The organism is Mycolicibacterium madagascariense, from assembly GCF_010729665.1.
GTDB lineage: Bacteria > Actinomycetota > Actinomycetes > Mycobacteriales > Mycobacteriaceae > Mycobacterium > Mycobacterium madagascariense.
The window spans coordinates 5,183,599-5,200,959 of the sequence record NZ_AP022610.1 but is presented as its reverse complement, the minus strand read 5'-3'; the positions used below and the strand labels follow the sequence as shown (position 1 = coordinate 5,200,959).

Below are 17,361 nucleotides of genomic sequence, written 5' to 3'. Positions count from 1 at the left end.
TAGCGACGTATCCACCCACCAGCGTCGCAGCCGCCCGTTTAGCCCAGGTGGGGGTCGTGCGCAACCGTTTCACGTGCACGAAGGCGGATCACGGCACGGTCGTCCCATAAATTTGCGCTCGGGCTGTTGCGCAAAACCCCCCTGACCACCTAGCTTTGACTGACATTGCGATCTAGGTAACACTCGCAAACGCAATGTGGCGTAGATCGCAGTGGCGATCTATACCGAAGACCGAGCCGTCGCAGGGGGCGGCTGGACGAAGGGATCGCTGGTGTCAGGAACACGGCCCGCGGCGCGCAGGACAATCACGAGTTCCCCGGTCAATGGTGTCGTAGTCCACGGCGCGGAGGCAGAAGCCCGCATCGCGTGGGTCTCCCAGGCACGGTGCCGCCAAGCCGACCCCGACGAGTTGTTCGTCCGCGGCGCCGCCCAGCGCAAGGCCGCGGTCATCTGCCGACACTGCCCGGTGATCACCGAGTGCGGGGCCGACGCCCTGGACAACCGCGTCGAGTTCGGCGTGTGGGGCGGCATGACCGAGCGTCAGCGCCGCGCCCTGCTCAAGCAGCACCCCGAGGTCGTGTCCTGGGCGGAGTTCTTCGCCGCCCAGCGCAAGCACCGCAGCGCCGTCTGATCTCAGGCCGCGTCGGAGTCGCCGGTGATCTGATCGGCGATCGCCCGCAGCGCCTCCAGATCCGACACGTCGAACGGCAACGACGGCACGCCGACGATCGCGACGTGCGGGTTGGCCCCGGTGAAGCGCGACAGCAACCTCACCTCGCGCTTGGCCGTCTGCGCCCGGTCGGCGTGGATCCGCAGCACGCCGGCCGCCACGGCGTTGCCGTCGCCGTCGGCGTCGAGATGGTCGGCCGCCTCCCTCGCCTTGTCCGACTGCAACTCGCACAGCGTCGGGTGGGTGCGGTTGAGGATCAGCCCGGCGAGCGGCATCCGCTCCTGTGACAGACGGTCGACGAAGAACGACGCCTCGCGCAGCGCATCGGGCTCGGCGGCCGACACCACGACGAACAGGGTGCCCGGACGCTTGAGCAATTCGTAGGTGCGATCGGCCTTTTCGCGGAACCCGCTGAACGTCGAGTCCAGCGCCTGTACGAAACCCGCTGCGTCGGAAAGCATTTGGGAACCGAGCACGGTCGACAGCGCCTTCATGGCCAGACCCACGGCGCCCGTGACGAGCTTGCCGATGCCCCGGCCTGGTGCGAGCAGCAGCCGCCACAGGCGACTGTCCATGAAGCTGCCGAGACGCTGTGGCGCATCGAGGAAGTCGAGCGCGTTGCGGGACGGGGGCGTGTCGACGACGACGAGATCCCACTTGTCCTCGGCGAGCAGCTGACCCAGCTTCTCCATCGCCATGTACTCCTGCGTGCCCGCGAGCGACGTGGCGACGGTTTGGTAGAACTGGTTCTCCAGGATGGCCTCGGCGCGGTCACCGCCCGAGTACTGGATCACCATCTCGTCGAACGTGCGGCGCATGTCGAGCATCATCGCGTGCAGCTCGCCGGTCACCTCGGGGGCGAGCGGCACCCGCTGCGGGGTGTTGCCGAGATCCTTGATGCCCAGCGCCTGCGCGAGCCGCTTGGCCGGGTCGATGGTCAGGACGACGACGGTGCGGCCGTACTCCGCCGCGCGCAGCGCCATCGCCGCCGCGGTCGTGGTCTTGCCGACACCGCCTGCGCCACAACACACGACGACGCGGTTGGCGCGATCGGTGAGGAGTGTCCCCATGTCGAGGGTCTTGGGTGCGGGGCTCATCTATCGAACTCCTTGCTGGCTCAGTGCTTCCGCGAGTTCGTACAGGCTGCCGAGGTCGACGCCGTCGGTGATGGCGGGGAGTTCGAGCCGCGGGATGTCCACGGCGTCGAGCTGCGCGGCGCTCTCCGCGCGGGCGGTGATCCGCGTCGCGTGCTCGATGGTCTCGGTGAGCAGGCCCGCGAAGTCGTCGTCGCTCAACGTGATTCCGGCCTCGGTCAGCCCGGCCCGGACCGCGTCGGCGTCGATGGCGCCCTCCGCGGCCTTGGCGACGTCACCCGCCCCGAGGTAGGCGGGGATGTTGCGGTTGACGATCACGCTGCCGATCGGCAGGCCCAACTCCTTGAGTTCGTCGATGGCCTCGACGGTTTCCTGGATGGGGAGCGCCTCCAGCAGCGTCACCAGGTGGATGGCGGTGTACTCGGAGTGCAGCAACTTCACGACGCCCTCGGCCTGGGAGTGCACCGGCCCGCCCTTCGCGAGGTCCGAGACGGCCTTGGTGACGTCGAGGAACCGGGCGATGCGGCCGGTCGGCGGCGAGTCGACGACCACGGCGTCGTACACGCCCTGCCCCGACGTGCCCCTGGCCTTCTCCTGCTGGGACCGCACGACGATCTCCTTGACCTTGCCGGTGAGGAGCACGTCGCGCAGCCCGGGCGCGATGGTCGTGGCGAATTCGATGGCACCGATGCGCCGCATCGCTCGACCGGCGATGCCGAGGTTGTAGAACATGTCGAGGTATTCGAGGAACGCGGCCTCGGTGTCGATGGCCAGCGCGTTGACCTGACCGCCGGCATCCGCCGTGGCGATCTTCACCTCGGAGTAGGGCAGCGGCGGCACGTCGAAGAGCTGCGCGATGCCCTGGCGCCCCTCCACCTCCACCAGCAACACCTTGCGGCCGCCGGCGGCGAGGGCGAGCGCCAGCGAGGCGGCGATCGTCGACTTGCCGGTTCCGCCCTTGCCGGTGACGAAGTGCAGGCGCGCCTTGCTGAGCCGGGACGGCCAGCCGACGGACGCGGCGCCAGCGTGGTCGGGAACGTCGGTGGTCACCACTGCATGCTATCCGCGGCGCGGGTCGTGCCCGATAAGCTCAGCCACATGAGCGAACCGACCCGTTGGGAATACGTGACCGTGGCACTCCTGACGCATGCGACCAAGCAGATCCTCGACCAGTGGGGCGAGGACGGCTGGGAGCTGGTCTCGGTGGTGCCCGGTCCGACCGGCGAGCAGCTGGTGGCCTACATGAAGCGGCCCCGGTGACGGTCTCCGCGCGGCTCGCGGAGCTCGGCATCGAGCTGCCCGAGGTCGTCGCCCCGCTGGCGGCCTACGTGCCCGCGGTGCAGACCGGCAACCTGGTCTACACCTCGGGCCAGCTGCCGATGGTCGGGGGCAAGCTGGCTGCGACGGGCAAGGTCGGCGACGGCGTCAGCCCGGAGGACGCCAAGGATCTCGCCAGGGTGTGTGGGCTCAACGCGCTGGCGGCCGTACACGCGCTCGTCGGGATCGAATCGGTGCGCCGCATCGTCAAGGTCGTCGGATTCGTCGCTTCCGCACCGGGTTTCACCGGTCAGCCCGGCGTCGTCAACGGCGCCTCCGAACTGTTCGGTGACGTCTTCGGCGACGCCGGGGTCCATGCCCGCTCCGCGGTCGGGGTGTTCGAGCTGCCGCTGGACGCCCCGGTCGAAGTGGAGATCGTCGTCGAGGTCGCGTGAGCTCGGGCGGGCCGCAGCAGGGGCCGGGCGCGGAGCACCCGGCCTACGGCCGACTGCGCCGCGTGACCGACACGGCGTCGGTGCTGTTGTGCGACAACCCCGGTCCGCTGACGTTGGACGGCACCAACACGTGGGTACTGCGCGGGCCGGGCAGCGACGAGCTGGTCGTCGTCGACCCTGGTCCCGACGACGACGCCCACGTCGACCGCATCGCGGCGCTGGGACGGATCGCGCTGGTGCTCATCAGCCACAAGCACGGCGACCACACCGACGCGATCGACCGACTGGTCGACCGTACGGGCGCCGTCGTGCGCGCGGTGGGCAGCGGCTTCCTGCGCGGTCTGGGCGGACCGCTGTCCGACGGCGAGGTCATCGACGCAGCGGGCCTGCGCATCAAGGTCCTTGCGACGCCGGGACATACGGCCGACTCGCTGTCGTTCCTGATCGATGGGGCGGTGCTCACCGCCGACACGGTGCTCGGCAGGGGCACGACCGTCATCGACAACGAGGACGGCAGCTTGCGGGACTATCTCGAGTCCCTGCGACGGCTGCACGGCTTGGGACCGTTGGCGGTGCTGCCGGGCCACGGCCCGGATCTCGCCGATCTCGAGGTGGTGACGCAGACCTACCTCGACCATCGCGAGGAGCGACTGAATCAGGTGCGCGACGCGCTACGGGTGCTTGGCGACGATGCCTCGGCCAGGCAGATCGTCGAACACGTCTACACCGACGTCGACGAGAAGCTGTGGCCGCACGCGGAGTGGAGCGTGCAGGCGCAACTGAACTATCTGCGGGAGTAGGCCGGTGGACGCTAGCGGGCTCGGCGGGCCAGCCGCTCGGAGTCGCTGATCAACACGCTCTTGCCCTCCAGGCGAATCCACCCGCGGTGGGCGAAGTCGGCCAGCGCCTTGTTGACGGTCTCGCGGGACGCGCCGACGAGCTGGGCGATCTCCTCCTGGGTCAGGTCGTGCGTCACGCGCAACGCCCCGCCCTCCTGGGTGCCGAACCGCTGGGCCAACTGCAGCAACTGCTTGGCGACGCGACCGGGGACGTCGGTGAAGATGAGGTCGGCCAGATTGTTGTTGGTCCGGCGGAGGCGACGGGCCAGGACGCGCAGGAGTTGCTCGGCGATCTCGGGCCGGTCGGCGATCCACGCGCGCAACGCATCGCGGTCCATCGAGACGGCGCGCACCTCGGTGATGGTGGTGGCGCTGGAGGTCCGGGGGCCCGGGTCGAAGATCGACAGCTCGCCGAACATGTCGGACGGTCCCATGATGGTGAGCAGGTTCTCGCGACCGTCGGGAGACCGCCTGCCGATCTTCACCTTGCCGGAGATGATGATGTAGAGCCGATCGCCGGGCTCGCCCTCGGCGAACACCGTGTGCCCACGCGGAAAGTCGACTGGCTGCAGCTGCTTCGTCAGCGCGGAGACCGCAGTCGGTTCGACGCCCTGGAAGATTCCGGCCCGCGCCAGGATCTCGTCCACGTTCACCCTCTCAAGCCGTCAGAGTCATTCACACACGCGAAGGCCACCCGGTCTGGACGGCGAAAATCAGTCTAAGCGTAGGCAGCTTCGCGACGTGCCAACGCTACACACGATGGGCGTGGCGGGTCGGCTGAAATTCGGTTTTGGATCCGTGGTGGACGAACACCCGCGTCGGCAAACCCGGAGCGGGCTCGGCGAGAACGGCTTCGGGGTAGTCGTCGAAGCCGTCGTCGAGCAGTTCGTAGGAGGGGGTCTGGGTGCGCGGCGCGGCCGGTTTGGCGCAGTCTGCCTTGGCCTGTTCGAGAAATGCGGTGACGTCGGCGGGGGACACGGCGTCGCCGTCGAGGCTGGCTTCGATGCGGTCGAGCCCGAAGGTTGCCAACATCAGCAACCCCGGGATGAACGCAACGAGCAACCAAGTCACACGGCGAAGTAAACACGCCGAAGGTCTCAGTGGGATCACAGAACGCCACCAGTCCGCGCGTACGCTTGTCAGTTTCGTCAGTAGTCTTGTGGCGTGGCCAAGAGTGCAGCGGCAGCCCCCCGTTCGACGAAGTTCGACGCCGAGACCCACACCGGTCTCGTCCGACGGGCGCGACGCATGAATCGCACGCTCTCCCAAGCCTTTCCGCACGTCTACTGCGAGCTGGACTTCACCAATCCGCTGGAGCTCACCGTGGCGACCATCCTGTCCGCCCAGAGCACCGACAAGGGCGTCAACCTGGCGACGCCCGCGCTGTTCGCGAAGTACCGCACCGCGGCCGACTACGCGGGGGCCGATCGCGAGGAACTCGAGGCCCTGGTCCGCACCACGGGCTTCTATCGGAACAAGGCCAATTCGCTGATGCGGCTTGGCGAGGAGCTCGTCGCCCGGTTCGGCGGCGAGGTGCCCAACACCCTCGACGAGCTCGTCACGCTGCCGGGCGTCGGTCGCAAGACCGCGAACGTCATCCTCGGCAACGCCTTCGGCATTCCGGGCCTGACGGTCGACACCCACTTCGGCAGGCTGGTCCGCCGGTGGCGCTGGACCGAGCTGGAAGATCCGGTCAAGGTCGAGTTCGCGGTCGCGGAGTTGATCCCCCGCAAGGAGTGGACCCTGCTGAGCCACCGCATCATCTTCCACGGGCGCCGCGTGTGCCACGCCAAGAAGCCGGCGTGCGGGGTGTGCGTGCTGGCGAAGGACTGCCCGTCCTACGGCCTCGGCCCTACCGATCCGCTGACCGCCGCGCCGTTGGTGAAGGGACCCGAGACCGAGCACCTGCTGGCGCTGGCCGGACTCTGAGCGTCGCCGCCGGCATGCGGACGTCGACCAGGTGGACCATCGCGGTCCTCGTGGTGATCGTCGCGCTCGCGGTGGCGCTGTGGCGCGAGGTCGGTTCCGACGATGCCGACGGCACCGGGGGTGGCGCGGACGTCGGCGCGGCTCGCGAACACCGCGACGCCGACGACCCGCAGGCGCTCGCGGGCCCCCGCGCCAAGGCCGACCTGCCGCCGTGCCCGGCGCCCGCTGCCGGCCCCGCGCCCGCCGCGCTCACCGGCGTGACGGTGCAGTGCGCGGCCGACGGGTCCCGCGTCGACGTGGGGCGCGCGGTTGCGGGACGCAACGTGGTGCTCAACCTGTGGGCCTACTGGTGTGGCCCGTGCGCCGACGAGCTGCCCGCGATGGCGGAGTACCAGCGGCGGATGGGCACGCAGGTCACCGTGCTGACCGTCCACCAGGACGAGAACGAGACCGCGGCGTTGCAGCGACTGAGCGAACTCGGCGTGCGGCTGCCGACCCTGCAGGACGGTCGGCGGCTCGTCGCGGCGGCGCTGCAGGTGCCCAACGTCATGCCCGCCACCGTCGTGCTGCGCGCGGACGGTACGGTGGCCCAGATCCTGCCGCGCTCGTTCACCAGCGCCGATGAGATCGCAGCGGCGGTGAATCCACGGATGGGAGTGCGGGGTTGAACGTCACCGGTGACGGGGCTGCGGCTCTCGACGTCTCGGTCGCCCCGGCCTGGCTCGAGCCCCTCCTGCAGAACGCCGCCGAGATTCCGCGCGCCTACCGCAGGCGGGTGCCCGACGACGTGCTCGCGGCGATCAGCGCGGCCAACAGCACCGCGACGCGCACCGGCGCCAAGCGCGACGCCGCCGTCCTGGTCCTGATCTCCGGACCGTCCGAGTCGCCCGCCGGTGGGCCGCCCGGCTCACCTCCTCCCGACGCCGACCTGCTGGTCACCGTGCGGGCGTCGACGTTGCGCCAGCACGCCGGGCAGGCCGCCTTCCCCGGTGGCGCGGCCGATCCGGGCGACGGCGGCCCCGTCGGCACGGCGCTGCGGGAGGCCCGCGAGGAGACCGGCATCGACACCGCGCGAATCCATCCGCTGCTGACTCTCGATCGGATGTTCATCCCGCCGTCGGGCTTCCACGTGGTGCCCGTCCTGGCCTACTCACCCGACCCCGGTCCCGTCTGCGTCGTCGACGAGAGCGAGACCGCGATCGTCGCCCGCGTGCCGCTGCGCGCGTTCATCAACCCGCAGAACCGGCTCATGGTGTACCGCGAGGACAACACCCGACGGTTCGCCGGACCCGCGTTCCTGCTCAACCAGATGCTGGTGTGGGGCTTCACGGGCCAGGTCATCTCCGCGATCCTCGACGTCGCGGGCTGGGCGCAGCGGTGGGACGGTGACGACGTGCGCGAATTGAGCGCGGCAATGGCGCTCGTCGGCGGCGGCAGCGATTACCGTGAGGGCCAACAATGACACCGTCGCAGTGGCTTGATCTGGCCGTCCTCGCCATCGCCTTCGTCGCCGCCATCTCTGGCTGGCGCTCCGGGGCGCTGGGCTCGCTGCTGTCCTTCGTCGGCGTCATCCTCGGTGCGGTGGCGGGCGTGCTGTTGGCGCCGCACGTGGTCGGACACGTCCAGGGCGCCCGGACCAAGCTGTTCGTCGCCCTGTTCCTAATCCTCGGGTTGGTGGTGATCGGCGAGATCGCCGGCGTCGTCCTCGGCAGGGCCGTGCGGGGGGCGATCCGCAACCGGGGGCTGCGCACCATCGACTCGGTCGTCGGCGTGGGACTGCAGCTCGTCGCGGTCCTGGTGGCGGCGTGGCTGCTGGCCACCCCGCTGACATCGTCGGATCAGCCGAATCTGGCTGCGGCAGTGCGTGGTTCGCGAGTGCTCTCCGCCGTCGACGGGGTGGCGCCGCCGTGGCTGAAGCGGGTGCCGACGCGACTGTCGTCCCTGCTGGACACCTCGGGCCTGCCCGACGTGCTGCAGCCGTTCGGCCGCACGCCCATCGTCAACGTCGACGTGCCGGACGCCGCCCTGGCGAACGATCCCGTGGTCGCGGCGACGCGGCCCAGCGTGCTCAAGATCCGCGGGGTGGCGACGAGCTGCCAGAAGGTGCTCGAGGGCAGTGGCTTCGTCGTCGCGCCCGACCGGGTCATGTCGAACGCCCACGTCGTCGCGGGGGCGGAGAGCGTGACGGTCGAGTCCGGCAGCAAGACCTACGACGCGACCGTGGTGTCGTACGACCCCGACGCGGACATCTCCATCCTCGACGTGCCCGGGCTGCCCGCCGCGCCGCTGCAGTTCGACATGCAGGAGGCGCCGACCGGCACCGACGCGGTCGTGATGGGCTACCCGGGCGGCGGCGAGTTCACCGCAACCCCCGGCCGGATCCGCGAGATCATTCAGCTCAACGGGCCGGACATCTACCACACCACGACGGTGACGCGCGAGGTCTACACCATCAGAGGCACTGTGCGACAAGGCAATTCGGGTGGTCCGCTGATCGACAAGGACGGCAAGGTGCTCGGCGTGGTGTTCGGGGCGGCCGTCGACGACGCCGACACCGGGTTCGTGCTGACCGCGAGCGAGGTGGCCAAGCAGATGGCGAAGGCCGGCAACACCCAACAGGTGTCGACCGACACCTGCATCTCCTAGGTCAGGCCCCCCGACCCGCCGGCGATGAACCTCGTCAGGTGTTCGTTGACGGCGGCGGGATTCTCCTCGTGCGCGAAGTGTCCCGCGCCCGCCACCGACACGTAACGGCCGTGCGGCGCGAAGCGCTGCGTGCGGTGCACCGGGTCGGCCAGCACGTACGGATCGGCGTCGCCGCGCATGTGCAGCACCGGCACCGCGACCGGGCGCCGCATCGACCGCATGAAGCGCCTGCCCTCGCCGCGCAGCTGGCTGCGCACGGCCCACCGCTGGTACTCCAGCGCCGAGTGTGCGGCCGACGGGATCTGGATGGCCCTGCGCAGGTGATGCATCGTCTCGGCGAAGTCTTCGGTGCCGATCCACCCGTTGCCCGCGCGGTCGCGGACCATGGCCTCCAGCGCGGCGCCGTCGTCGCGGGTCAGCGTCCGCTCGGGCCATCGCGGCGGCTGATACCGGAGCAGGCACGGCAGCAGCGCCAAGCCCTGATCGCGACGGGTCAGCGCCGAGGCCCGCAGCGCGACCGGGTGCGGTGAGCTGACCAGGCCGATGGCCCGCACCGCCCGTGGGTGCAGCACGGCCGTAGCCCAGCACACCAATCCACCGTCGGCGTGGCCGACGAGCGTCGCCGTCTCGTGGCCGAGCGCGCGCACCAGTCCCGCGACGTCACCGGCCAGCGTCCAGCCGTCGTAGCCGCGGGGCGGTTTGTCGCTACCGCCGTAGCCGCGCAGGTCGACAGCCACGACCCGGGCGTCGGACAGCCCGCGGAGCTGATGCCGCCAAGACCACCAGAAGGAGCCGAAGCCGTGCAGCAGGATCACCAGCGGCTGGTCGACCCCCACCGATGCGTCCGCGGTCGCGACGGGGGTGGCCTCGACGACGTGGAAGCGAATTCCGTTGGCGTGCACGTCCAGATGCCGCCACGGGCCGGAGATCCGGGTGGTCGACGGGTCCGGCGGGGGCCGTTTGGTGGCGCCGCGGGCACGGCGTGCGGCCATTACCAGCCGGAGGGATCCGTGGTCGACGGTGCGCCGTTGATCGAGAGCTTGTCACCGGGCTTGTCGCCGCCGGGCACCAGCGCCACCCTGGCCTCCTTGACGGACGCGATCGTCTGCTGCGGGCCCCTGATCTTCTTGACCTTGCGCCACCCCAGCAGGGCGAGCAGCGCCGTCGTCAGCACCATCAGGCCGAAGACGATGAGGATGCCGGACCACACGTAGAAGTGCAGCCACTCGTGCAGCAGGGCCGCGATGAACGCGAAGAAGAAGAACGTCGAGTAGAACAGCACGACGAGCGCCAGGATGAAGTAGACGCTGCCCGTCAGGCCCTTCTTGACGTCGCGGGTGATCTCGGCGCGCGCGAGTTCGACCTCGGCCCGCACCAGCGTCGACACTTGTGACGTCGCGTCCTTGACCAGGTCGCCGATGGACGGATCCGGCTTGGGCGCATGCGGATTCACCAGCGGAATCGAGGTCACCGTAGTCGGAACGCCGCTCTTGCGGTCGCCATTGCTCACGGACACGTCCTTCCCGCCGGATGTATTGGAGGCCCATGTTGCCATGTCGCGGCCGCCGCAACGATCCCGGCCGACGTTAGACTGACGCTCATCGATCGCGGGCCGGGGCTGTCACGAGGGGTTTTCTTGCTGGTACGACGGAGTCGGCGCGGTCAGGTCCCGTGGCCCCTCGCCTTGGGCGTTGCGCTCCTGCTCCTGTCAACGGCCCTGGCGGCACCGCTGACGGCGCACGCGCGGGCCGATGACCAGGTGATCCTCGGCGGCGGCTCGGGCATCGTCATCGACGGCGACACGTTCTGCACGTTGACCTCGATCGGCCACGACCGGTTCGGCAACCTCATCGGGTTCACCTCCGCACACTGCGGTGGGCCCGGCGCGCAGATCGCCTCCGAGCGCGCGCAGAGCGCGGGGATCGTCGGGACGATGGTGGCCGGCAACGAGAGCCTCGACTACGCGGTGATCCAGTTCGATCCCCGCAAGGTCCAACCGGTCAACAGCATCGACGGTTTCGAGATCGACGGCATCGGCCCCGATCCCTCGTTCGGCGACGTCGCCTGCAAGCTGGGGCGCACCACCGGGCAGTCGTGCGGCGTGACGTGGGGGCCCGGTGACAAGCCGGGCACGATCATCAACCAGGTGTGCGGCCAGCCGGGCGATTCCGGCGCCCCGGTGACCGTCAACAACCAGCTGGTCGGCATGATCCACGGCGCGTTCAGCGAAGACCTGCCGACGTGCGTGGTGAAGTTCGTGCCGCTGCACACCCCCGCGGTCACGATGTCCATCAACGCGATCCTCGGCGACATCGACGCCAAGAACCGGCCCGGCGCCGACTTCGTCCCGATCGGCGCCGCACCACCCGCTGCCTGACGGGCGCCTCGTCGAGATAGCGCCCACAGTCGCCGATCGGCGTCGCAGCGACTGTGCGCGCTACCTGAACGACCGGCCTAGAAGAAGCCCTGGGCCTTGTTGCTGTAGGACACCAGCAGGTTCTTGGTCTGCTGGTAGTGGTCGAGCATCATCTTGTGGTTCTCGCGACCGATGCCGGACTGCTTGTAGCCGCCGAACGCCGCGTGCGCCGGGTAGGCGTGGTAGCAGTTGGTCCAGACCCGGCCCGCCTTGATGTCGCGGCCCGCGCGGTAGGCGGTGTTGCCGTCGCGGCTCCACACGCCAGCCCCGAGGCCGTAGAGCGTGTCGTTGGCGATCGAGATGGCGTCGTCGTAGTCGGTGAACGACGTGACCGCGACGACGGGCCCGAAGATCTCCTCCTGGAACACCCGCATCTTGTTGTGGCCGGTGAAAATCGTTGGGGCGACGTAGTATCCGCCGTTGAGATCGCCACCGAGCTCGGCGCGCTCGCCGCCGCACAGCACCTTGGCACCCTCGTCCTTGCCGATTTCGATGTAGGACAGGATCTTCTCGAGCTGATCGTTGGATGCCTGCGCGCCGATCATGGTCTCGGTGTCCAGCGGGTCACCCTGCCGAACGGCCTTGGTGCGGATGGCCGCCTGCTCGAGGAACTCGTCGTAGATGTCGGCCTGAATCAGGCTGCGCGACGGGCAGGTACACACTTCACCCTGGTTGAGGGCGAACATCGTAAAGCCCTCCAGCGCCTTGTCCTGGTAGTCGTCGAGCGCCGCCATCACGTCGTTGAAGAAGATGTTGGGGCTCTTGCCGCCGAGCTCCAGGGTCACCGGGATCAGGTTCTGGGACGCGTACTGCATGATGAGGCGGCCGGTCGTGGTCTCGCCGGTGAACGCGATCTTCGCGATCCGGTTGCTCGACGCCAGCGGCTTGCCCGCTTCGACGCCAAATCCATTGACCACGTTGAGGACTCCGGCGGGCAGCAGGTCGCCGATCACCGAGAGCAGGTAGCAGATCGAGGCCGGGGTCTGCTCGGCGGGCTTCAGCACGACGGCGTTGCCGGCGGCCAGCGCGGGCGCCAGTTTCCACACGGCCATCAGGATCGGGAAGTTCCAGGGGATGATCTGTCCGACGACGCCCAGCGGTTCGTGGAAGTGGTAGGCGACGGTGTCGTCGTCGATCTGCGACAGCGAACCCTCCTGCGCGCGGATGGCGCCCGCGAAGTAGCGGAAGTGGTCGATCGCGAGCGGGATGTCGGCGTTGAGCGTCTCGCGGATGGGCTTGCCGTTGTCCCATGCCTCGGCGACGGCGATCGACTCGAGATTCGCCTCGATGCGGTCGGCGATCTTGTTGAGGATGACCGAACGCTCCGCCGGTGACGTCTTGCCCCAGGCGGGCGCCGCGGCGTGGGCGGCGTCGAGGGCCTTCTCGACGTCGGATTCGTCGGAACGGGCGACCTCGCAGAAGGTCTGGCCGGTGACGGGCGTCGGGTTCTCGAAGTAGCGGCCCTCGGTGGGCGGCACCCACTGACCGCCGATGTAGTTGTCGTAACGGGCCTCGAACGTCATCAACGAGCCCTCGGTGCCCGGCCGCGCGTAAACGGTCATGGTGTTCCTCTCCAGCGGTGGCGACAGAGTGTGTCGGTCGTCACCGAAGATAGGGCAGCAGACGTTGCATCACGGTTGCAATGGCAGGACCCGTCGCAGCTACTTGCTGGCGCGGATGGCCTCGAAGACGCTGGGGTCCACCAGGGTGGAGGTGTCGCCGAGTTCGCGGCCCTCGGCGACGTCGCGCAGCAGCCGGCGCATGATCTTGCCGCTGCGGGTCTTGGGCAGTTCGGGGACGACGTGGATCTCGCGCGGCCGGGCGATGGGGGAGATCTCGGTGGCGACCTGTTTGCGCAATTCGTCGACCATCTGGTCGCGGTCCTCGTTGGCGGCGCGGGCCTTGAGGATGACGAACGCGCAGATCGCCTGTCCGGTCTGCTCGTCGGTCGCGCCGACGACGGCGGCTTCGGCGACCCCGGAATGCCCGACGAGGGCGGATTCGACCTCGGCGGTGGAGATGCGGTGCCCGGAGACGTTCATGACGTCGTCGATGCGCCCGAGCACCCAGATCTCGCCGTCGCTGCCGTAGCGGGCGCCGTCGCCGGCGAAGTACCAGCCCCGCTCGGCGAACCGGGACCAGTAGGTCTCGGTGAACCGTTCGGGGTCACCCCAGATGCCGCGCAGCATCGACGGCCACGGCTTGTCCAGGACCAGGTAGCCGCTGACCTGTTCGCCGTGCCCGGTGCCGGGCTGCAGTTGGTTGCCCTCGTCGTCGACGATCATCGCCGAGATGCCCGGCAGCGGTGTCATCGCCGACCCCGGCTTGGTCGAGGTCACCCCGGGCAGTGGGGAGATCATGATCGACCCGGTCTCGGTCTGCCACCAGGTGTCGACGATGGGGGTGCGGTCGGCGCCGAACACGGTGCGGTACCAGCGCCACGCCTCGGGGTTGATGGGCTCACCGACCGAGCCGAGCAGCCGCAGGGAGGACAGGTCATGCTCGGCAGGGATCTGGCGACCAAGCTTCATGAACGTCCGGATCAGGGTCGGCGCCGTGTAATAGATTGTCACGCCATACTTTTCGATGATCTGGAAGTGGCGGTGCTCGTCGGGGGAGGTGGGGGTGCCCTCGTAGACGACCTGGGTGACGCCGTTGGACAAGGGCCCGTAGACGATGTAGGTGTGCCCGGTGACCCAGCCGATGTCGGCGGTGCACCAGAACACGTCGCGCTCGGGCTTGACGTCGAAGACGTTGACGTGGGTGTAGGAGCTCTGGGTGAGATAGCCGCCGGTGGTGTGCACGATGCCCTTGGGCTTGCCGGTGGTGCCGGAGGTGTAGAGCAGGAACAGCGGGTGCTCGGAGTCGAAGGCCTCCGGATCGTGCTGTGGCGACGCATCATTCACGACGTCGTGCCACCACAGGTCGCGCCCGTCGGTCCAGTCGACGTCGATGCCGGTGCGGCGCACCACCAGCACGTGCTCGACGCTGTCGGAGGCGGCGACGGCCTCGTCGACGGCGGCCTTGAGGGAGGCGGCCTTGCCGCGGCGGTACTGCCCGTCGGCGGTGATGACCAGCTTGGCCTGCGCGTCCTGGATGCGGGCGGTCAGCGCGGAGGCGGAGAATCCGGCGAACACCACCGAGTGCATCGCGCCCAGGCGCGCACACGCCAGCATCGCGACGATCGCCTCGGGGATCATCGGCAGGTAGATCGCCACGCGGTCGCCCGCGACGAGGCCGAGTTCGGTCAGCGCGTTCGCCGCGCGGGACACCTCGTCCTGGAGTTGGGCGTAGGTGATGGTGCGTTCGTCGTCGACGGGCTCACCGACCCAGTGAATCGCGACGCGGTCACCGTGGCCGGCCTCGACGTGGCGGTCCACGCAGTTGTAGGCGACGTTGAGCCGGCCGCCGACGAACCACTTCGCGACGGGCGCGTCCGACCAGTCCAGCACCTCGGTGAACGGCGTCGCCCAGTGCAGGCGTCGGGCCTGTTCGGCCCAGAACGCCAACCGATCCCGCTCGGCCTGCTCGTACAACTCGGCCGACGCGTTCGCCTGCTCGGCGAAACCAGCGGGAGGCGGAAAGGACGCGGCGACCTCGGCGGGGGTGTCAGGCATGGGTGTGAGCGTAGTCACCGCCGGGCCCGTCGGCGCTGAGGACTCCGCCGTCGCGTGCCGCCGCGTCGGAGGCGCGCACTAGCGTGTCCTCGTGACCGCTCCGGATCCTCTCGCACCCCTGGTGGAACTGCCCGGCGTGGCAGCTGCGGGCGAAGAGGCCCGGGAGTCGCTGGCCCTGGCCCACCGGCACAAGGCGAACCGTCGGGGCTGGCCGGCCACGGCAGCGGAGGCGGCGATGCGGGCCGCCCGCGCGTCCTCGGTGCTCGACGGCGGGTCCCTCGTGCTCGGTCCGGACGGCGAACCCGACGCCGTGCTGTCCGGCGCACTCCGCGTTGCCGAGGCCCTGGAGGGGGGCGCGACCACGCTGGTCGGCGTCTGGCAGCGCGCGCCGCTGCAGGCGATCGCCCGGCTGCACGCCCTGGCCGCGGCCGACCTCACCGACGACGACCGGCTCGGCAGGCCGCGCGCGGATCCCGGGGTCGGGCGGCGGCTGGAGATGTTGGCCGACGTCGTCACCGGCACGCGCGCGCCCGCGCCGATCGTCGCCGCGGTCGTACACGGCGAACTGCTCACCCTGGAGCCCTTCGGCGTCGCCGACGGGGTGGTGGCGCGCGGGGTCGCCCGGTTGGTCACGATCGCCAGCGGTTTGGACACGCACGGGCTCGGCGTGCCGGAGAAGTCCTGGATGCAGAAGCCTGGCGACTACCGTGCGGCCGCCCGTGGATTCGCGTCCGGGACGCGCGAGGGGCTGGCGGCGTGGTTGATTGCCTGCAGCAAGGCTTTGCGTGCGGGCGCAAGAGAAGCGTTGGCCATTGCCGAGGCGGCGGGCAAGTGACATCCAGCAAATGAAGCGGGCGGCGCTCCGAATGACTCGGCTCGCCGCCCGCTAGCACGGAACTCTGGATACCAAGCGTGCTCAGTAGGTTGCGTGGGTGGCCTCGGCGTCGTCGCGATGCGCTACGGCTGCCGATCCCACCCAAGGGATCCCGGCTTGGCGTTCGCTCTTCGCTATTACGCAGGCCCGCAACACTTCTGCCATTATCGCGGCGTGGGCTCCGCGTGGGTTCGCAGGTTCCGTGCTGGGACGTCTGGCTTGGGAGGACGAACCTTCTCTTCCGATTCGGCCTTGGCCTCACCCGACTTCCGTGACTCCTTTGTACTCCGTGACCGCTGTCACATCAAGGGTCAATTCGGTCGAGTCGTCAGATCGTTATTCGACGCGTCAGCAACGCGCGCCGGGTGATTAGAAGAAGAACCGGCGCAGCAGCGAGTACGTCACGGCGCCCGCCGCGAGCGCGCTGACGCCGACGGCCACCGACGTCGCGACCGCGGCACCGGACGGCGCGCCGATCCGGTCGCGCAGCGACACCGGCCGGGAGAACGTCAACACCGGCCACTCCCGGCCCGCCGCCTCCTTGCGCAGCGCGCGATCCGGATTGACGACGGTCGGGTGACCGACCGCCTCGAGCATCGGCAGGTCGGTGATCGAGTCGGAGTAGGCGTAGCAGTGGTCGAGTGAATAGCCCTCGCGCGCGGCCAGCTCGCGGATGGCCTCGACTTTGCCCTCGCCGTAGCAGTAGAACGCCACCTCGCCGGTGTACTTGCCGTCCTCCACGACCATGCGGGTCGCCATCGCGTGGGTGGCGCCCAGTGCCCTGGCGATGGGCGCCACGATCTCCTCGCCGGAGGCGGAGACCACGACGACGTCGCGACCGCACAGCTTGTGGTCGGCGATCAGGTTCGCCGCCTCGGCGAACACCAGTGGATCGACGATGTCGTGCAGCGTCTCGCCGACGATCGACTTGACCTGTTCGACGTTCCAGCCCTTGCACATCGTGGTGATGTAGGACCGCATCCGGTCCATCTGTTCGTGGTCGGCGCCCGACATCAGGAACAGGAACTGCGCGTAGGTCGACTTGAGGACGGCCTGCCGGTTGATGAGCCCCTGATCGAAGAAGGGTTTGCTAAAGGCCAGCGTGCTCGACTTCGCGATGACCGTCTTGTCGAGGTCGAAGAACGCCGCGGTCCGAATCAGCGGATCGGTGGCCGGCGCGATGCGCGGCTCTGCCGCGTCCGCCGACGCGGCGCCGGAAGCAGTCACGGGTCTCAGCATAGGCGTGGAGGGTGTCGGGCGGGTCGGCGCGCTCATCGAAGTGGCAGCGACGGTCACCTGACGGCGGCTGTAACTTTCCAGGTCACCGTGTTATTTCAGGGCGGTTGCACAGCAGGGCGAGCCCTTGCGCTGCTCATCGTCTTCGTGTGTATAGTGAGCATTACTCGGCTTATGGCCGGGTGTGGATCAGCCCGACCCCCCGGGGCTGATACACGACGACCTCCGCCTCCTCCCCCCTGGCGGGGGTCGTCCCTTTTTCCGGACCATTTCAGTCCCGTCCTTCCGGTCGGCGAACTGACGTGCGCCAGGGTTTGCGCAGACTCGG

Annotated in this window: 19 protein-coding genes; 10 read left to right on the top strand and 9 right to left on the bottom strand. The window is 69.2% G+C overall.

The genetic code is table 11. From position 1 onward, the window contains the following. The first annotated feature begins 271 nt into the window (after positions 1–271). The gene (locus G6N60_RS24645) at positions 272–631 is read left to right on the top strand and encodes a WhiB family transcriptional regulator (RefSeq protein WP_163742200.1); all 360 of its coding nucleotides are present in this window, start codon (positions 272–274) and stop codon (positions 629–631) included. A 2-nt stretch (positions 632–633) separates the two neighbouring features. Here G6N60_RS24645 and G6N60_RS24640 read toward each other — a convergent pair whose 3' ends face one another. Together G6N60_RS24640 and G6N60_RS24635 are read right to left on the bottom strand one after the other, a co-directional pair. After that, a complete protein-coding gene (locus G6N60_RS24640; RefSeq protein WP_163742197.1) occupies positions 634–1,767 on the bottom strand; it encodes an ATPase BagB in 1,134 nt (377 codons plus the stop codon). Continuing rightward, on the bottom strand, positions 1,768–2,814 hold the full coding sequence (locus G6N60_RS24635; RefSeq protein ID WP_163742194.1) for an ATPase BagA: 1,047 nt from the start codon (positions 2,812–2,814) through the stop codon (positions 1,768–1,770). Positions 2,815–2,862: 48 nt separating this feature from the next. Between G6N60_RS24635 and G6N60_RS24630 the strand changes: the two genes are divergently transcribed. From G6N60_RS24630 to G6N60_RS24620, 3 genes are read left to right on the top strand one after another with little or no spacing between them, the layout of a single operon-like run. After that, positions 2,863–3,024 carry a Sp36 family protein gene (locus G6N60_RS24630; protein WP_163742191.1) on the top strand — a complete coding sequence of 54 codons (162 nt, stop codon included), beginning with the start codon at positions 2,863–2,865 and terminating at the stop codon, positions 3,022–3,024. Then, positions 3,021–3,476, top strand: a complete 456-nt coding sequence (locus G6N60_RS24625) for a RidA family protein (protein ID WP_163742188.1) — start codon at positions 3,021–3,023, stop codon at positions 3,474–3,476. The genes G6N60_RS24630 and G6N60_RS24625 overlap by 4 nt, the downstream gene beginning before the upstream one ends. Next, positions 3,473–4,276, top strand: coding sequence for an MBL fold metallo-hydrolase (locus G6N60_RS24620; protein WP_163742185.1), 804 nt, complete (start codon positions 3,473–3,475; stop codon positions 4,274–4,276). The genes G6N60_RS24625 and G6N60_RS24620 overlap by 4 nt, the downstream gene beginning before the upstream one ends. Before the next feature lie 11 nt (positions 4,277–4,287). Here G6N60_RS24620 and crp read toward each other — a convergent pair whose 3' ends face one another. Then, the gene (gene crp / locus G6N60_RS24615; RefSeq protein ID WP_003883807.1) at positions 4,288–4,962 is read right to left on the bottom strand and encodes a cAMP-activated global transcriptional regulator CRP; all 675 of its coding nucleotides are present in this window, start codon (positions 4,960–4,962) and stop codon (positions 4,288–4,290) included. 103 nt (positions 4,963–5,065) lie between these two features. Then, entirely contained in the window at positions 5,066–5,386 is a 321-nt protein-coding gene (locus G6N60_RS24610; protein ID WP_163742183.1) for a hypothetical protein, read from the bottom strand. A gap of 93 nt (positions 5,387–5,479) precedes the next feature. On the opposite strand from G6N60_RS24610, the gene nth reads away from it, so the two are divergent. From nth to marP, 4 genes are read left to right on the top strand one after another with little or no spacing between them, the layout of a single operon-like run. Beyond that, complete coding sequence (nth, locus tag G6N60_RS24605; protein ID WP_163742180.1) at positions 5,480–6,244, top strand: endonuclease III; 765 nt, start codon at positions 5,480–5,482, stop codon at positions 6,242–6,244. 14 nt (positions 6,245–6,258) lie between these two features. Beyond that, a complete protein-coding gene (locus G6N60_RS24600) occupies positions 6,259–6,912 on the top strand; it encodes a TlpA family protein disulfide reductase (RefSeq protein ID WP_163742177.1) in 654 nt (217 codons plus the stop codon). After that, complete coding sequence (locus G6N60_RS24595) at positions 6,909–7,706, top strand: NUDIX hydrolase (protein WP_163742174.1); 798 nt, start codon at positions 6,909–6,911, stop codon at positions 7,704–7,706. Before G6N60_RS24600 ends, G6N60_RS24595 begins: the two co-directional genes overlap by 4 nt. Further along, positions 7,703–8,890 (top strand): acid resistance serine protease MarP, encoded by a 1,188-nt coding sequence (gene marP, locus G6N60_RS24590; RefSeq protein WP_163742171.1) that lies wholly within the window; start codon positions 7,703–7,705, stop codon positions 8,888–8,890. Before G6N60_RS24595 ends, marP begins: the two co-directional genes overlap by 4 nt. On the opposite strand, the gene G6N60_RS24585 is transcribed toward marP, so the two are convergent. Together G6N60_RS24585 and G6N60_RS24580 are read right to left on the bottom strand one after the other, a co-directional pair. Beyond that, positions 8,887–9,882 (bottom strand): alpha/beta fold hydrolase, encoded by a 996-nt coding sequence (locus tag G6N60_RS24585; RefSeq protein WP_163742168.1) that lies wholly within the window; start codon positions 9,880–9,882, stop codon positions 8,887–8,889. The genes marP and G6N60_RS24585 overlap by 4 nt on opposite strands. After that, positions 9,882–10,400: a phage holin family protein gene (locus tag G6N60_RS24580; RefSeq protein ID WP_163742163.1), complete on the bottom strand. Its 519-nt coding sequence runs from the start codon at positions 10,398–10,400 to the stop codon at positions 9,882–9,884. Before G6N60_RS24580 ends, G6N60_RS24585 begins: the two co-directional genes overlap by 1 nt. Before the next feature lie 174 nt (positions 10,401–10,574). On the opposite strand from G6N60_RS24580, the gene G6N60_RS24575 reads away from it, so the two are divergent. Next, on the top strand, positions 10,575–11,267 hold the full coding sequence (locus G6N60_RS24575) for a chymotrypsin family serine protease (RefSeq protein WP_372511031.1): 693 nt from the start codon (positions 10,575–10,577) through the stop codon (positions 11,265–11,267). A 77-nt stretch (positions 11,268–11,344) separates the two neighbouring features. On the opposite strand, the gene adh is transcribed toward G6N60_RS24575, so the two are convergent. Beyond that, entirely contained in the window at positions 11,345–12,868 is a 1,524-nt protein-coding gene (gene adh, locus G6N60_RS24570) for an aldehyde dehydrogenase (RefSeq protein ID WP_163742160.1), read from the bottom strand. A gap of 99 nt (positions 12,869–12,967) precedes the next feature. Continuing rightward, positions 12,968–14,923: an acetate--CoA ligase gene (acs, locus tag G6N60_RS24565; protein ID WP_163742157.1), complete on the bottom strand. Its 1,956-nt coding sequence runs from the start codon at positions 14,921–14,923 to the stop codon at positions 12,968–12,970. Positions 14,924–15,014: 91 nt separating this feature from the next. On the opposite strand from acs, the gene G6N60_RS24560 reads away from it, so the two are divergent. After that, positions 15,015–15,758, top strand: coding sequence for an oxidoreductase (locus G6N60_RS24560; RefSeq protein WP_163742155.1), 744 nt, complete (start codon positions 15,015–15,017; stop codon positions 15,756–15,758). A 408-nt stretch (positions 15,759–16,166) separates the two neighbouring features. Here G6N60_RS24560 and G6N60_RS24555 read toward each other — a convergent pair whose 3' ends face one another. Beyond that, positions 16,167–17,036 carry an HAD-IB family hydrolase gene (locus G6N60_RS24555; RefSeq protein ID WP_163742152.1) on the bottom strand — a complete coding sequence of 290 codons (870 nt, stop codon included), beginning with the start codon at positions 17,034–17,036 and terminating at the stop codon, positions 16,167–16,169. Positions 17,037–17,361 lie beyond the last annotated feature (325 nt).

What these genes read in the sequence shown, in the direction of transcription:
- acs (WP_163742157.1), bottom strand. Translation starts at nt 14,923, where the DNA reads ATGCCTGACACCCCCGCCGAGGTCGCCGCGTCCTTTCCGCCTCCCGCT.
- G6N60_RS24630 (WP_163742191.1), top strand. Translation starts at nt 2,863, where the DNA reads ATGAGCGAACCGACCCGTTGGGAATACGTGACCGTGGCACTCCTGACG.
- adh (WP_163742160.1), bottom strand. Translation starts at nt 12,868, where the DNA reads ATGACCGTTTACGCGCGGCCGGGCACCGAGGGCTCGTTGATGACGTTC.
- marP (WP_163742171.1), top strand. Translation starts at nt 7,703, where the DNA reads ATGACACCGTCGCAGTGGCTTGATCTGGCCGTCCTCGCCATCGCCTTC.
- G6N60_RS24600 (WP_163742177.1), top strand. Translation starts at nt 6,259, where the DNA reads ATGCGGACGTCGACCAGGTGGACCATCGCGGTCCTCGTGGTGATCGTC.
- G6N60_RS24555 (WP_163742152.1), bottom strand. Translation starts at nt 17,036, where the DNA reads ATGCTGAGACCCGTGACTGCTTCCGGCGCCGCGTCGGCGGACGCGGCA.
- G6N60_RS24585 (WP_163742168.1), bottom strand. Translation starts at nt 9,882, where the DNA reads ATGGCCGCACGCCGTGCCCGCGGCGCCACCAAACGGCCCCCGCCGGAC.
- G6N60_RS24640 (WP_163742197.1), bottom strand. Translation starts at nt 1,767, where the DNA reads ATGAGCCCCGCACCCAAGACCCTCGACATGGGGACACTCCTCACCGAT.